Genomic DNA, 15,136 nt, shown 5'->3' on the forward strand with positions numbered 1-15,136 from the left:
TTTACGTTTTTCCAATGTATTGTATCACTTTTCCAGCAAATCATGAAATACATTTTGAAAATTATCATACTTAATTGAAAATGTAGGTCTCGATTTTTTCTGCCCCATCTTTACGGGCAATAAAAGCTTGCTGTTTCCCTAGAGAGCCAACTTGGACTTCGATCTCGCCAGGAACTCCTTTGAAGACAGATTCGACTTGCTTTGCGCTATACTGAACAAAACTGGTGATCTCGGTTTTACTGTAATAATTCGACTCGACTTTCAAAACAAGTTTTTGGAGTTGATCATCTACGTAATACGCATTGCCGGTCACACCACTCAAGTCAGGAAAGAAACTAATGACAGCATCACGAAATGTTTTGAACTTATTATCCAAACCATCATCGGTGGCAGCATTGGTGACCCCCGCAGCTACAGGTAAAATAATGTGGGCCTCTGCTACTTTCTCATACTGATCGATAGTTGTTCCTCCATCTTGGCTGACTGCTTGATAAACATAATTGCCTCCGGCGATATCATCTTTAGCAGCTTGTTCGAATAAACCGATCACGATAGGTATAGTCTCCAACCCTTTGATTTTTCTTACTTGTGTCAAAACAGCATTGACTGTCTTCCGCGCGTTTGCCATCCACTCATCACGAGAGATAGAAATGGTCTCGTCGCTGCCATAGTAGACGGTATTAAAGGCAAAGCCTAAACTAATACCTGCCAATGTTTTGCCGTCTTCTTTAATAAAATCTTGCTCCATCAATTGTTGAAAAATAAGCGGCTGATCTGAACCGGCAGGGTTAAGACCTTGCGGGTTATCATCAGAGACACGTTTCAGCCAATTCTTGATCGTATCAGCAGGAATTTTTTGACCTTCTTGAAAGTAGCACGTATCGACAGAAAAAGTCTGCTTGGACAGCCTCAGCAAGCCATTCTCAAAATTGGTTTGATTGAACCCGCTGTTCATTTGCTCTGCATTCAATCCTCTAGCAGCACTCGGTTGGTACTTGCCGTCTGTCATGACTGCCTGATAGACTGAATTATCGACACGGCCAGTGGTAATATTACCGCTGGCCGTCTCTTCACCTTCGTTGATATTCGTGATTCCTTTGTTGAGATTGCCGCAACCTGACAAAAAGCTTAACGACATCGCGACGATCAAGAAGTGTTTAATCTTCATGGTTATGGCTCCCTTCAATCGCTGCCACCATTTGATTCTCTTCCCAAACTGTAATGCCCAAGCTTTGCGCTTTCGTCAATTTACTACCAGCCTCTTCTCCCGCTACGACGATATCTGTTTTCTTTGAGACACTTCCCGTCACTTTGCCGCCAAGGTTCTCAATTCTTTCCTTTGCTTCTTCCCGAGTGAAATGAGTCAACTTTCCTGTTAAGACAACTGTCTTACCTTTAAAGGGTGAGTCAATAGCCGAGAGCTCCTCATTTTTTAAACCAAGGTAATCAAAATTGACCCCTGCTTTCTCCAACTCATCTAAAAGATCATGGACTTCTTCGTTGTTGAAATAAGTGACAACACTATCCGCGATGGTTTGCCCAATCGTTTCTAAAGAAACGATCTCCGACTCATCCGCTTTACTTAGATTACGCAGATTGCGATAATGTTCCGCAAGAATTCTTGCTGCTTTAGATCCGACATGGCGAATCCCTAAGCCAAATATCAAACGCTCAACGGAATTTTCTTTACTGGCTTCGATTGCTGACAAAATATTGTTTGCCGATTTTTCTTTGATTTTGTCTAATGTCAACAATTGTTCTTCCGTCAAATAATATAGGTCTGCAACATCAGCAACTAAGTGCTTTTCATACATTTGTTCAAGAACTCGTGGGCCTAACCCTTCAATATTCATAGCATTTCGGGAAACAAAATGACTCAATCCTTCTTTCATTTGTGCAGGACACTTCGGATTGATGCAGCGCAGTGCCACCTCTTCATCTAAATGGACCAATTCACTGTCGCAAATGGGACAATGGGTAGGAATCGGATAGGGCTCACTGGCTTTTGACCGCTTATCCGTCAATACGTTGGCAACTTCTGGAATGATGTCTCCTGCTTTATAGATAATCACAGAGTCATTCAAGCGAATATCTTTGGCGCGAATATAATCGACATTATGCAGGCTGGCACGACTTACTGTTGTACCAGCTACTCGAACCGGCGTCATGACCGCTGTTGGTGTCACAACACCTGTGCGTCCAACTGTCCATTCAATATCTTCAATGGTCGTTTCTGCTTCTTCGGGTGGAAATTTATAAGCTGCCGCCCACCGAGGAGCTTTAACCGTAAATCCTAGTGTATCTTGATCGGAGAAGTCATTGACTTTGATGACAACGCCATCGATTTCATAAGGCAGCTCACTGCGTTTTTCGTGAAATTCTTCGATATACGCCCAAACTTCATCGATCGTTCGGCACAAACGCCGTTCATGATTTGTCCGGAAACCCAAACTGTCTAATTCATCAAGCGCTGAGAATTGATCGTGTGCCTCGATAGGACCGAAATCTGCCAGAGTATATAAGAATGTGCTCAAATTACGGCTGGCAGCAATCCGTGTATCCAGTTGCCGCAAGCTTCCTGCTGCGGCATTTCGAGGATTGGCAAATACCTCTAAGCCCTCTTCTTCCCGTACTTGATTCAAACGGATGAAAGAAGCTTTAGGCATGTAACATTCGCCTCGGACTTCTAATGAAACAGGTTCTTTCAATTTTAATGGAATTGACTTGACTGTCTTCAAGTTTTCCGTAATATTCTCGCCGACTGTTCCGTCACCCCGTGTTGCACCACGCACAAACCGTCCATTCTCATATTTCAAAGAGATTGATAGCCCATCGATCTTCAATTCACAGACATAATCAACGGCACGACCTAGCGCTTTTTGGACTCGCGCATCAAAAGCGATGATTTCTTCTTTATCAAACACATCATTCAAACTGTACAGAGGAATATCATGGATGACCTTTTCAAATCCAGGCAGAACGATTCCACCCACTCGCTGAGTAGGAGAATCTTCTGTGACCAGCTGCGGGTAATCCGTTTCTAATTGAACAAGTTCTTTATAAAGTCGATCATAGACGTAATCTTCGACAGACGGCTGATCCTTCACATAATACTCATAGGCATATTGATTCAAAGTGGTTCTTAATTCTTCCGCTCGTTGTTGAACTTCAGTTGATGGCACAGCCATTTCGATTCCTCCTTATAGTTTTTCGATCGGAGCAAATGCTGCAAGCAGCCGTTTTACTCCTTGTTGGGGAAAAGCGACATCTAATTCTAGATCCTGGGCGGCCCCTGTGGTCCGAACGATCGTGCCGACACCCCATTTTTTATGGTTGACTTTTTCCCCCACTTGCCATTGATTGCCGGCTGCAGTCGTGGTTTGTCTCGACGAAACAGTGGACTGACGAGGTTGGGTATACGTTGGTTTGAAAACTTTAGGCTGAAAGGAAGCAGCTGCCCCTTTCGGCTGAGTTCTTTCTCCCAGTGACTGCAGAAGATCTTGTTCAATCTCTTCCACAAATCGAGAAGGACGATTGTATTGAGTGCGTCCATACAATGTACGAGAAAATGCGTTTGTCAAGAATAGCTCTTCTTCTGCACGAGTAATCCCCACATAAGCCAAACGACGTTCTTCTTCCAGTTCGCTTTCTTCCATCAATGCTCGAGATAACGGGAAGATGTTCTCTTCTAGCCCAATCAAAAAGACCACAGGAAATTCCAATCCTTTTGCCGCATGCAATGTCATTAATGTCACTTGACTGCTTTCTTCTTCATAGGAATCAACATCGGAAAGTAAAGCGAGGTCATTGAGGAAGACAGTCAATTTTTCTTCTGGCGCATCGGCATCATCTTCATTTTGTGCCTCAAAGCGTTTGTCAAATTCTTGGGTCACTGTTAAGAACTCTTCCAAGTTCTCCAGCCGGGATTGTGATTCCAGATTGTTCTGATTGATCAAATCTTGTTTGTAACCTGTTTTATCCAAAATTTCTTTCGTCAGTTCTGTCACTGACAGATAAGGAATCATTTGGGCAAACTGGTCCATCATCATGCCGAAGCTACCAAGTTCTTTGCCGGCCTTGCCTGAGATATTGGCTAAATCGACATTCATCGCAGCTTCTAACATGGACCATTCATGAAGCGAAGCAAACTCACGAAGTTTTTCGACAGAAGTCGCCCCGATACCACGTTTAGGCACATTGATGATCCGTTCTAGGCTTAGAGAATCGCTTGGGTTAGCAATGGCCGAAAGATAAGCCAAGATATCACGGATTTCTTTCCGATCATAGAATTTGCGTCCGCCCACCATTGTATAAGGCACGTTTGCTTTTAATAGCATTTCTTCAATCACCCGAGATTGAGCATTGGTCCGATACAAAACAGCAAAATCGCCGAATTTACGTCCTTTATCTGCAATTTGTTTTTGCATCTCACTGACTATAAAACGAGCTTCATCTCGTTCACTATCCCCGCGATAGTAAGTGATTTTTTCACCGGCTCTATTTTCAGTCCACAAATTTTTGTCTGGACGGTTGCGGTTGTTTTTGATGACTTGATTCGCAGCGTTCAAAATCGTCTGAGTTGAGCGGTAATTTTGTTCCAACAAAATCACTGCTGCATCCGGATAATCTTTTTCGAAGTCCAAAATATTTTGCATATTGGCACCCCGCCAGCCATAGATACTTTGATCCGCATCTCCCACGACACAAAGATTTTTGAAGCGGTCCGCTAATAAATTAACAAGCGTATATTGGGCATGATTCGTATCTTGGTATTCATCCACATGGATATAGTGAAATTTTCGTTGATAAAACTGCAGTGCATCTTCATTTTCCTTAAACAAGCGAATGGTATTCATGATCAGATCATCAAAATCCATACATTGATTATTTCGTAATTCCTTTTGATACAGCGCATAACAGCGGCCTACGATCTGTTCAAACAAGCTCCCTTGTTGATTTTCATAATCTGCCGGAGTCAACAATTCATTTTTGGCATTGGAGATCGCTCCTAAAATGGAACGCGGATCATATTTTTTTGGATCAATATTTAACTCTTTTAAGACTCGTTTCATCAAAGTGTTTTGTTCAGAGGTATCAATGATCGTAAAGTTTCTAGAGTAGCCGATCTGATCAACATCTCTTCGTAAAATCCGGACACACATCGAGTGAAACGTAGAGACCCAAACATCTTCTCCCCCAGATCCAAGAAGCTGATTCACCCGTTCTTTCATTTCTCTAGCCGCCTTATTCGTAAAAGTAATGGCTAGAATATTCCAAGGATTGACGTTTTTTTCTTCAATCAAATAAGCAATCCGATGGGTTAAGACCCGCGTTTTGCCACTACCGGCTCCGGCCATTAACAACAGAGGTCCTTCTGTATGCATCACGGCCTCTTTTTGCCGGGGATTCATATTCGCAAGTAATTCATTTTTGGATGACATGGTTTTAACCATCCTTTCTTTCTCAATCCATTCAATTATAGCATTATCCGATTGTAGGGAAAACCGAACGCCTTGAAAAGTTGCTAAATTTTTCTTTTTTGTCCTTCAAAAAAATTCCTTGTTATCTATTCAAAAAAGGGCTAAATTAAATAAGGAAAGTGAGGAGTTTGATGAAGAAACATGAAATCCATTATTTAGATACAACCCGCCTGGCCTTTATAGGCAAAGGAATCTTGGTAGGAGCATTTGTGGGGATCGTGGTTAGTTTGTTTCGCCTTGCGATTGAATGGATAGGCGAAAAAGTTGCTGCTGTCTATCGATACCTTGCTGATCATCCAGATCAGATCATACTGTGGGTAATTCTCTCTATCATCACTGCAATTATTGTGATCCTTTTAGTAAAATCAGAACCTCAAATCAAAGGCAGCGGTATTCCTCAAGTTGAAGGGAAGTTAAGTGGCGAGATTGATTATAATTGGTTCTCTGTCCTTTGGAAAAAGTTTATCGGGGGCATTTTATCCGTCGGATCGGGTCTTTTTTTGGGGCGGGAAGGTCCTTCGATTCAACTAGGTGCTGCTGTCGGACAAGGTTTAAGTCAGTTCTTCAAAGCCCCAAAGTCAGAAGAAAAAATATTGATTTCCAGTGGTGCCAGTGCAGGATTGTCGGCGGCTTTCAATGCACCGATTGCCGGTTTGCTGTTCATTTTAGAAGAGATCCATCATTCCTTTTCACCTCTTGTATGGCTGACATCTTTTGCTTCAGTGATTACTGCTAACTTTGTCTCTTTAAATTTTTTTGGATTGAAACCTGTCCTTTACCAAGGAAAGATCAATGACTTGCCTTTGAAATATTACGGTGCTTTAGTCATCTTAGGTATCTTACTAGGGATCTTAGGACGATTTTACCAGTGGACATTGCTGTCTTTGCCTAAATGGTATGGAAAACTACCCATATCCTCTGACTGGTATGGATTGATTCCTTTTGTGCTGATTATTCCAATCGGTCTATTTTTACCAGACTATTTAGGCGGCGGGAATCAAATTATCTTGACTTTAGGAGAAACCGGGGCTCCCCTGTTGTTTTTGGTCATGTTGCTGATTTTGCGTTACTGTTTTTCCATGATTTCATATGGAGCTGGACTGCCTGGGGGGATTTTCCTTCCTATCTTAACATTAGGTGCGCTGATTGGTGCGATCTTTGGTACCTTTTTGGCACAGTCGATCGGTCTGGATCCTATTTATATCAAGAATTTCGTGATCGTAGCAATGGCTGGTTATTTTACAGCGATCGGTAAGGCTCCTTTAACTGCTATTATTTTAGTAACAGAGATGGTTGGATCAATCAATCACCTAATGCCGTTAGGACTAGTTAGTTTAGTAGCTTATATCGTGGTCGATGGTCTTGGTGGTCATCCTATTTATGAGTCTCTCCTTGAAAAGATGCATAAAGAACCCGCTGTGAATATCCGAGGAACGAAAACAGTGATCGAGTATCCGGTAACCGCAGAAAGTTCATTTGATGGGATGGCCGTTCGAGACTTTCCTTGGCCAGAAAACATGTTGCTGATTTCCATTCGTCGTGGCGAAAACGAAATTTTGACCCGCGGAGATACGATCATGAAAGTTGGTGATGCACTTTTGATCTTAACGGATTCGAATAGTGTTTCGGAAGTGAAGAAAAAAATCAGCTATTTAGCTGATGGTCCTCTGACTTAAACATTGGCTGCCAAATTGCCGTCAACATCCTCCTGTCTTTATTTATCGATCAGAAAAAAATCGAAGGAGCAAAGCTGCAGACACATGTTCTGCAGTTTTGCTCCTTCTTTCATTGCCATACAATCGCTGTCGTATAATATTGCCAAACGGTTCTTTCTAAAATCAGCTTCTGAAATCAGCTATAGTATTTTTCCACCAAACGTTCATCCACATAAACGGAAACTTGACCGTCATTGACTGGGAAAATTCCTTTACCTGTTTCGTCTAAGACAACTTTTGCTTCATTATTTTTCAAAATATCTACGTAAGTTTCACCACCATGAATGGCGCTGATGGTCATTTCTTTCTCAGCACCTTGGGCATTCGTCATGACCACGGCCAAGCCAGACAGTTCGTGCTCATAGTCTCCTGTCAGTACCCAACCGATACAATTTGGGTCATCGAAATAATCAACTTGATTGCCAAAGGAGATTTTTTCACGCAATTTCAGGAGATTTTCTAAATCTTCTCCAACTGGTTCAATACCTTGTTCAGGAATACCGAATAGATCCCCCCAGAAAACAACTGGTACTCCAGCTTTTCGCAACAAGATCAACGCATAGGCATGCACTTTAAACCAGCCATCTACCCATGACTGTAAACTCTGACCGACTTGCGTATCATGATTATCGACAAAAGTCACAGCGTAGTCTTCTCGAGAAGCAGTCAATGTACCTGCAAAGATTTGACTCATATCGTACGCACCATTCGAATGAGATGCTTCATAGAAATTGTAATGCAGTGGCACATCGAATAGATGGATCAGATTTCCGGAAGAATCGAGATACTCTTCTAGTTTCGGCAGATCACCCGACCAATATTCTCCCACCACAAATAAATCTTTGCCTTTTTCTTCCCGGCGATTCAAAAGCCAATTAACATAATAATTAAACTCAATATGTTTGACAGCATCTAGGCGATAGCCATCCACATTCGTTAACTCTTGATACCATTTGCCCCATTTATCCAGCTGTTCGATAGTTTCTGGATTCTCCATATCCAAATCACAGCCCATTAGATAATCATAGTTGCCCATCTCATCATCCACTTGATCTTCCCACCCTTTTTGGGCAAAGTTAAACAAGGCATGATCGTTGGTTCGGTCATCATAATCAACGCCAGAAAAATTTTTCCACGTCCAGACATAGTCATTGTATTTCCCTTTTCTTCCAGGGAAAGTGAACTTCGTCCAAGCTTCGATCTCTTCTTCATCACTTATCGGCTTGTTGCGATTGTCCCAACTGTATTTGACCGCTGGTGCCGTTTCTTTTTCATCGGCTCCTATCAAATGATTGAATACAATATCTGCGTAAACCTCCAACCCCTGATCTTGCAACGCTTTGATTGCTTCAAGATATTCATCTTTGGTTCCGTACTTGGTTGGTATTGATCCCTTTTGATCAAATTCTCCAAGATCGTAGTAGTCGTAGACACCATAGCCAACATCTTCGACGCCCGCTGTACCTTTATATGCAGGAGGCAACCATACCGCTGTAAATCCATAATCTTTAAGCTCACTACTCATTTCTTTCAATCTATTCCAATGTTGACTGTCTGCAGGCAAGTCCCATTCGAAGCCTTGCAATATCACTTCATTCTTCATATAATTCCCCCCTTAAAATAATTAAGCCAAAGAATAGCCATTCTTGTCAAACATTAACCCATTTCGATTCTTTTCTGAATGATTTGCCGACCGTTTTTGACCGTTTAAGAATGTATTACCCTTACATTTTGACTGTTTTTAACCATTTATGATTGATTATGACTGTTTTATGTGCTATCATAACAATTGAAGAGGTGATGTAAATGCTTACAGAAGAGCGTCATCAAAGGATTTTAGCCCTTTTAGAAGAAACGGATATCGTGAAAGTCAGCGAATTGATCCATCAATTACAAGCATCTGAGTCCACTATCCGTCGCGATTTACAAGAACTTGAAGCACAGGGAGTTTTGGTCCGAATCCATGGAGGTGCCAAAAAGATCCAGCACCTTGGATTTGAACCCAATATGAAAGAAAAAACGCAAAAGTTCCAAGTAGAGAAACAAAAAATCGCCCAATATGCCGTCTCATTGATCAAAAAGGATGAGGTCATTTACTTGGATGCTGGAACCACAACTTTAGAAATGATCCCTTTCTTGTCATCGATCTCAAATGTGAAGGTTGTAACCAACTCTGTCAAACATGCGGCATTACTGATCGATCAAGGAATCGAGACATTGATTTTAGGAGGAACGATCAAAATCAGTACGAACGCTGTCTTGGGGAGCGGTGCCAGTGAGCAATTGCGAAAACTGCGCTTCAATCGCTGTTTTATTGGAATGAATGGTGCTCATGTAGACGCAGGCTTTACGACTCCAGATCCTGAAGAAGCAATGATCAAAAAAATCGCGATTGAAAATAGTCAAAAAGCTTATGTATTACTGGACCATTCTAAATTTCAACAAACTACTTTTGCTCAAGTTGCTGCCATTGAAGACGCAGAGATTATCACAGACTTCTGTCCGAAAAACTATGCGGCTAAATTTCGAACACAAACAACTATTATGGAGGTATCCGAATGATTTATACTGTCACACTCAACCCATCAATTGACTATATTGTCCACGTCGAAGCATTACAATTGGGCGAACTTAATCGAATGAAGCAAGACTTTAAACTTCCTGGCGGCAAAGGCATCAATGTTTCTCGTATTTTACAGCGGATCCAGATCCCTTCCACTGCACTTGGATTTATTGGCGGATTCACTGGACGTTTCATTGAAGATTGGCTGATCAATGAAAGAATCACGACCGATTTCACACAAGTTGCTGCCGATACAAGGATCAATATTAAATTAAAATCTGGCGAAGAAACTGAAATCAACGGATTAGGGCCAACAATCTCAAAGGATGAAAGTCAGCAATTGAAAGACAAACTGTCTTCTCTTACCAAGGAAGATATCGTCATTTTTTCTGGTAGCAAACCAAATGGACTGACGGCTGACTACTATCAAGAGTTGATCGCCATCGTCAAAGAAGCTGGAGCCGATTTCGTCATTGACACAACGGGTCCAGAGTTGTTCGCAGCATTACCCGACCAACCGTTGCTGATCAAACCCAACAATCATGAATTAGCGGAATTGTATCAAACGACATTCCACTCCTTCGAAGATATTTTACCTTATGGACAAAAATTAATCGCTGATGGCGCCAAGAATGTCATTGTCTCCCTTGGCGGAGATGGAGCCATTTTCTTTACTGGAAACGAAATCTACCGCTCGAATGTTCTGAAGCGTTCACTGAAAAACTCGGTTGGAGCTGGCGACTCAATGATTGCTGGCTTTATCGGACAATATACAGCAACAAAAAATGCACTGGAAGCCTTTAAATGGGGAGTTGCTTGCGGCAGCGCCACTGCTTTTTCAGATGATTTAGCCACATCAGCATTTATTCAAGAATTATTGCCAGAAGTTGTTATTGAAAAGATACTTTGACTTAACATAAGGAGGATAAATAATGAAAATCAACGATTTACTCTTAAAAGATGCCATGATCATGGACCTTCAAGCAACGGATAAAAAAGGTGCGATTGACGAAATGGTTGCCAAACTTTATGAAGTTGGCCGCATTTCAGATATTGCTGTCTACAAAGAAGGGATCTTGGCTCGCGAAGCCCAAACATCAACCGGTCTTGGCGACGGTATCGCAATGCCTCATGCGAAAAATCAAGCAGTCAATGAAGCGACTGTTTTATTTGCTAAAAGTAAAACCGGTGTGGATTATGAGGCACTGGATGGTCAACCTACTTACCTCTTCTTCATGATTGCTGCTCCTGAAGGGGCTAATGATACCCATTTACAAGCCTTAGCTGCTCTTTCCCGCTTGTTGATTGATCCAGAATTTGTTGAGAAATTAAAGAAAGCACCAACTGCGGATGCAGTCCAACAACTATTTGCTGAAGCAGAAGTACAAAAAGAAGAACAGACAGATGTCACAACTACAGAGTCAGTGAGTGATCGCCCTTATATCGTTGCTGTTACAGCCTGTCCAACAGGTATTGCTCATACTTACATGGCTGAAGATGCATTAAAGAAAAAAGCCAAAGAACTAGGCGTAGAAATCAAAGTTGAAACGAATGGTTCGGAAGGCATTAAAAATCGATTAACAGAAGAGGACATTGCGCGAGCAGCTGGCGTCATTGTCGCTGCTGATAAAAAGGTCGAGATGGATCGTTTCAACGGCAAACATCTAGTGAATCGTCCTGTTAGTGACGGGATTCGTAAGACGGAACAACTGATCAATGAAGCTTTAAGCGGTGATGCTCCTGTCTTTCACAGTAGCGGACAAACAGTTGCAGAAGAATCTTCTGCTGATGGTACGTTTGGTCAACGAATCTATAAAGATTTGATGAATGGTGTTTCCCATATGTTGCCATTCGTTATTGCAGGCGGAATCATGATCGCTATTTCCTTTATGGTCGATCAATTCATGGGTGTACCGCAAGACGCTTTAAATCAATTAGGTAGTTATAATCAACAAGCTGCTTGGTTCAATCAAATCGGTAATGCCGCTTTCGGATTCATGTTACCTGTCTTGGCTGGATTTATTGCATCGAGTATCAGTGATCGCCCAGGTTTGATCGTTGGTTTTGCTGCTGGCGCATTGGCAAACAGTGGTGGCGCAGGATTCCTTGGTGCATTGATTGGTGGATTTTTAGCAGGATATGTCATCAAATTCTTGCGCAATCTTTTCAAAGGTTTGCCTAAGTCATTAGACGGAATCAAAACGATTCTCTTTTACCCTGTTTTTGGTTTGTTGATTACTGGGTTCCTCATGCTAATGATCAATGTCCCAATGAAAGCGATCAATGACGGCTTAAACAGCTTCTTAACAGGATTGAGTGGAACAAATGCCGCTTTACTAGGTGCTCTGTTAGCAGCTATGATGGCAGCCGATCTAGGTGGTCCAATCAACAAAGCTGCCTATGTGTTCGGTACAGCAACACTTGCCACAACGGTTGCCGAAGGTGGTAGTGTCGTAATGGCCTCAGTCATGGCTGGTGGAATGGTGCCGCCATTGGCGATCTTTATCGCAACAGTTTTATTCAAAAATAAATTTACTAAAGATCAAAAAGAAGCAGGTTTGACGAATATCGTGATGGGCTTATCTTTTGTTACTGAAGGTGCGATTCCTTTTGCAGCAGCTGATCCTCTTCGGGCCATTCCAAGTTTCGTGATTGGTTCTGCTTTAACTGGTGCCCTAGTCGGTGCATTCAATATTCAATTGATGGCTCCTCACGGCGGGATCTTTGTGGTCCTTTTGCTATCAAAACCATTATTATTCCTATTGTTCATATTAATTGGTGCGATTGTTTCAGGAATCATCTTCGGTTTGTTAAAAAAAGAAGTAACTACCGCTTAATACGTGTTGTGTGAAACAACTAGCGTCTCCTATGCAAAAAAATCTCCAGTGTGTTTGAAACACACTGGAGATTTTTTTGCGAGAATCATTCAACTTTCTTGTCTTTGCTATTTTATATGGCTCTATTTATTTCCGGAAATGGATTGGTGTTCAGCTAAGCGTTCCATATTCATAAAATAGACCCGCAAGCGATGGGTTTCTTTTTTTAGATTGACCCAGGTATATTTTTTGCTGCGATGCAAAAAACCAAAGCGAACATCTGACATACGATCTTTCAATTCGTCAATAGGTATATCTGTCATCGCCTCTTGCGGCAAATAGAACTGCAAACAGACGGTGTATTCTTCAAAATGTTCCGTAGTGTAATCCATCTCTAAATGACTGCGAATATAAAATTCATAAGCATCTAAGCCATTATCGAGCGTTAACTGTGGTTTTAAGACAATGTAATCCATCATCCGCATGCCTTCTTGGTCGATCCAAGGGAAATAAGCCTGTGCATTCAACAATCCCCTCACCCGACGTTCTTGGTAAATCTCACGAACTAAATCAAAGTTCCGAGTGATAAAATGGGTCGCTTTGCGTTTGACGGTGGGCTGTAAACGATCATTTTGATATTGGATCGTTTGGATCAACTGATGGCCAAACGCGTATTCAATAAACGGTTCTCGCAAAATCCCTACTCCGTTATCCCAAGTAAGTTGATCCACCCCGATTTGGTCCCGAAACAAACGTTGATAAGAAAGGTTGGCAGGATGATCCCATTGAAACGGATCACGGTAAAGCTCCACCATGACAACCCCTTCCTCCATCGTTTGGATTTGTTCTACTTGTTGCGCATCTTTAATAATCACTAACGGTAATACTCGCTCATAGTACTCTGAGAAATACATGCGCCAACAGGAAGTTAAACAAAATCCGTTATAAAAAACATCATATCCGGCAAATTGATTGCAATCGATCACGATTTCTTTGGCATGGTTTTTTCGCTTTGGTAATTCAGCGATTTCTTCTGGTTTCTGAAAGTTATAGCGTTTCTCTACACTTTCGACATTATGATTGAGGAATTCATCATAAGCTCGAATATAACTAAAGAGACCGCCTTGTTCCATTGTGGTCTTTATATAACTCAGTAATAGTTCTCGCGATCCCTGAAAAACATCAAATGTAAAAAGATGTCGTTGCAGTACGGCTTCTTGGACAACGTGTATACTGGATTCATTTTGTCCATCGGTTAAAATCAGTTCAAAATTGACCTCATCAATACTTCCCTCCAGCAATGAGCGTACTTCAGCGATATCATAGGAATGGATTTCCTTTTGATTTAAATAGTAGCTGGTGGGGGTAAAGGAAAGACGGACCAAAGCGAACCAGTTGGCTATTTGTTCACGCATCAGAGCATCGGCGAGTTGTGCCGATTGAATAAAGGCATAGATTTTCTTCGTTTTGATCATCTTTCTCACCTCTTTATGTACTTCTTATTTTATTATAGTAAAGGGATTCATGATTGAACACTATTTCGCTTACTTTTGAGATGAAAAACTTTGGTTTTCATGGTAAACTAGAGGCGCTTGGAGGTGGGAATATGGGATTAAAATTCCAACGTGAAGATTCTCTTGATAAAATGTTCGATGAGTTTGCTATTCTTCCCGACAATGACAAAAAAGAAAACAAACCCGACATCGAACGCTTCTTGAATGCGAAAGAAGATAAAGAAGAAACTGAAAAAAATACGGATCTTAAAAAACAAACAAAAAAAACATCTTAATCGATGTTTTTTTGTTTGCACAGAATTTTTCCGATAAGAGATGTTCCGGAGCAAACTTTCTCCGTTTATTTTCTAGTCCTGAGAGATTGCCCCATGCATCTTACCTCTTATCTATTATTGCTTGATGGCCGCTTCTATCGCTTGCCAAGCTTCTTCTTTCCCCTGTTTAGTGATGGAAGAAAAAAGAATAAAGGTGTCTGCTGGATCGAATTCCAGCGCTTTTTTGATCACACTTTCATGCTTGTTCCATTTCCCGCGAGGAATCTTGTCTGCTTTCGTGGCCACCACGATTACTGGAATCTCATAATATTTCAAAAACTGATACATTTGAATATCTTCCTGAGAAGGCGCATGGCGCAGATCCACTAGAGAGACGACTGCCCGCAGCTGCTGTCTCTCTGCAAGATACGTCTCGATCATCTTCCCCCACTTTGCCCGCTCCGTTTTTGAAACTTTTGCATAGCCATATCCTGGCACATCCACAAAATGCAAGGTGTTTTCAATCAAGTAAAAATTCAATGTTTGGGTCTTACCAGGTTTCGAAGACGTTCGCGCTAAATTTTTTCGATTAATCAATGTATTGATAAAGGAAGACTTCCCAACATTGGAACGACCCGCTAACGCGATTTCCGGTAAATGCGTATCCGGATATTGTGCCGGTGAAACAGCACTGATCACAATTTCTGCATCATGTACTTTCATCTGCTCGCTCCCTTCTAATAAAATCTCATATGCTTTCAGAAAGAAAGTCGGATAGTCATCAAACTATCCGA

The 15,136-nt window shown here is 41.6% G+C and carries 11 protein-coding genes; 5 read left to right on the forward strand and 6 right to left on the reverse strand.

Annotated elements, in window-relative coordinates; all coding sequences use genetic code 11:
• Nucleotides 1-70: 70 nt before the first annotated feature.
• From HED61_RS11595 to pcrA, 3 genes are read right to left on the reverse strand one after another with little or no spacing between them, the layout of a single operon-like run.
• On the reverse strand, nucleotides 71-1,168 hold the full coding sequence (locus tag HED61_RS11595) for a CamS family sex pheromone protein (RefSeq protein ID WP_103299798.1): 1,098 nt from the start codon (nucleotides 1,166-1,168) through the stop codon (nucleotides 71-73).
• The gene (gene ligA / locus HED61_RS11600; RefSeq protein ID WP_103299797.1) at nucleotides 1,158-3,188 is read right to left on the reverse strand and encodes an NAD-dependent DNA ligase LigA; all 2,031 of its coding nucleotides are present in this window, start codon (nucleotides 3,186-3,188) and stop codon (nucleotides 1,158-1,160) included. Before ligA ends, HED61_RS11595 begins: the two co-directional genes overlap by 11 nt.
• 12 nt (nucleotides 3,189-3,200) lie before the next feature.
• The gene (gene pcrA / locus HED61_RS11605) at nucleotides 3,201-5,441 is read right to left on the reverse strand and encodes a DNA helicase PcrA (RefSeq protein ID WP_113849634.1); all 2,241 of its coding nucleotides are present in this window, start codon (nucleotides 5,439-5,441) and stop codon (nucleotides 3,201-3,203) included.
• 167 nt (nucleotides 5,442-5,608) lie between these two features.
• On the opposite strand from pcrA, the gene HED61_RS11610 reads away from it, so the two are divergent.
• On the forward strand, nucleotides 5,609-7,156 hold the full coding sequence (locus HED61_RS11610; RefSeq protein ID WP_176333551.1) for a ClC family H(+)/Cl(-) exchange transporter: 1,548 nt from the start codon (nucleotides 5,609-5,611) through the stop codon (nucleotides 7,154-7,156).
• A 175-nt stretch (nucleotides 7,157-7,331) separates the two neighbouring features.
• On the opposite strand, the gene HED61_RS11615 is transcribed toward HED61_RS11610, so the two are convergent.
• Nucleotides 7,332-8,798 carry an alpha-amylase gene (locus HED61_RS11615; RefSeq protein WP_081132025.1) on the reverse strand — a complete coding sequence of 489 codons (1,467 nt, stop codon included), beginning with the start codon at nucleotides 8,796-8,798 and terminating at the stop codon, nucleotides 7,332-7,334.
• A gap of 203 nt (nucleotides 8,799-9,001) precedes the next feature.
• On the opposite strand from HED61_RS11615, the gene HED61_RS11620 reads away from it, so the two are divergent.
• The 3 genes from HED61_RS11620 to HED61_RS11630 are packed head-to-tail and all read left to right on the forward strand — an operon-like array spanning nucleotide 9,002 to nucleotide 12,595.
• The gene (locus tag HED61_RS11620; protein ID WP_003126440.1) at nucleotides 9,002-9,757 is read left to right on the forward strand and encodes a DeoR/GlpR family DNA-binding transcription regulator; all 756 of its coding nucleotides are present in this window, start codon (nucleotides 9,002-9,004) and stop codon (nucleotides 9,755-9,757) included.
• Nucleotides 9,754-10,668 carry a 1-phosphofructokinase gene (gene pfkB, locus HED61_RS11625; protein ID WP_219645038.1) on the forward strand — a complete coding sequence of 305 codons (915 nt, stop codon included), beginning with the start codon at nucleotides 9,754-9,756 and terminating at the stop codon, nucleotides 10,666-10,668. The genes HED61_RS11620 and pfkB overlap by 4 nt, the downstream gene beginning before the upstream one ends.
• A 22-nt stretch (nucleotides 10,669-10,690) precedes the next feature.
• Nucleotides 10,691-12,595 (forward strand): PTS fructose transporter subunit IIABC, encoded by a 1,905-nt coding sequence (locus HED61_RS11630; protein ID WP_103299792.1) that lies wholly within the window; start codon nucleotides 10,691-10,693, stop codon nucleotides 12,593-12,595.
• 122 nt (nucleotides 12,596-12,717) lie between these two features.
• On the opposite strand, the gene HED61_RS11635 is transcribed toward HED61_RS11630, so the two are convergent.
• Nucleotides 12,718-14,049, reverse strand: coding sequence for a hypothetical protein (locus HED61_RS11635; protein WP_219645037.1), 1,332 nt, complete (start codon nucleotides 14,047-14,049; stop codon nucleotides 12,718-12,720).
• Nucleotides 14,050-14,180: 131 nt separating this feature from the next.
• Here HED61_RS11635 and HED61_RS11640 point away from each other — a divergent pair, with 131 nt between their 5' ends.
• Nucleotides 14,181-14,363, forward strand: coding sequence for an SPJ_0845 family protein (locus tag HED61_RS11640; protein ID WP_029486767.1), 183 nt, complete (start codon nucleotides 14,181-14,183; stop codon nucleotides 14,361-14,363).
• A gap of 114 nt (nucleotides 14,364-14,477) precedes the next feature.
• On the opposite strand, the gene yihA is transcribed toward HED61_RS11640, so the two are convergent.
• Nucleotides 14,478-15,065, reverse strand: coding sequence for a ribosome biogenesis GTP-binding protein YihA/YsxC (gene yihA, locus HED61_RS11645; RefSeq protein WP_003126435.1), 588 nt, complete (start codon nucleotides 15,063-15,065; stop codon nucleotides 14,478-14,480).
• Nucleotides 15,066-15,136: the final 71 nt, after the last annotated feature.

Origin of the sequence: Enterococcus gallinarum, from assembly GCF_021496385.1 — a bacterium.
Classification (GTDB): Bacteria; Bacillota; Bacilli; order Lactobacillales; family Enterococcaceae; genus Enterococcus_D; species Enterococcus_D gallinarum.

Bases quoted from the DNA above. Each gene is read 5' to 3' on its own strand.
- HED61_RS11595 (WP_103299798.1), bottom strand. From the start codon at position 1,168: ATGAAGATTAAACACTTCTTGATCGTCGCGATGTCGTTAAGCTTTTTG.
- ligA (WP_103299797.1), bottom strand. From the start codon at position 3,188: ATGGCTGTGCCATCAACTGAAGTTCAACAACGAGCGGAAGAATTAAGA.
- pcrA (WP_113849634.1), bottom strand. From the start codon at position 5,441: ATGTCATCCAAAAATGAATTACTTGCGAATATGAATCCCCGGCAAAAA.
- HED61_RS11615 (WP_081132025.1), bottom strand. From the start codon at position 8,798: ATGAAGAATGAAGTGATATTGCAAGGCTTCGAATGGGACTTGCCTGCA.
- HED61_RS11620 (WP_003126440.1), top strand. From the start codon at position 9,002: ATGCTTACAGAAGAGCGTCATCAAAGGATTTTAGCCCTTTTAGAAGAA.
- pfkB (WP_219645038.1), top strand. From the start codon at position 9,754: ATGATTTATACTGTCACACTCAACCCATCAATTGACTATATTGTCCAC.
- HED61_RS11630 (WP_103299792.1), top strand. From the start codon at position 10,691: ATGAAAATCAACGATTTACTCTTAAAAGATGCCATGATCATGGACCTT.
- HED61_RS11635 (WP_219645037.1), bottom strand. From the start codon at position 14,049: ATGATCAAAACGAAGAAAATCTATGCCTTTATTCAATCGGCACAACTC.
- HED61_RS11640 (WP_029486767.1), top strand. From the start codon at position 14,181: ATGGGATTAAAATTCCAACGTGAAGATTCTCTTGATAAAATGTTCGAT.
- yihA (WP_003126435.1), bottom strand. From the start codon at position 15,065: ATGAAAGTACATGATGCAGAAATTGTGATCAGTGCTGTTTCACCGGCA.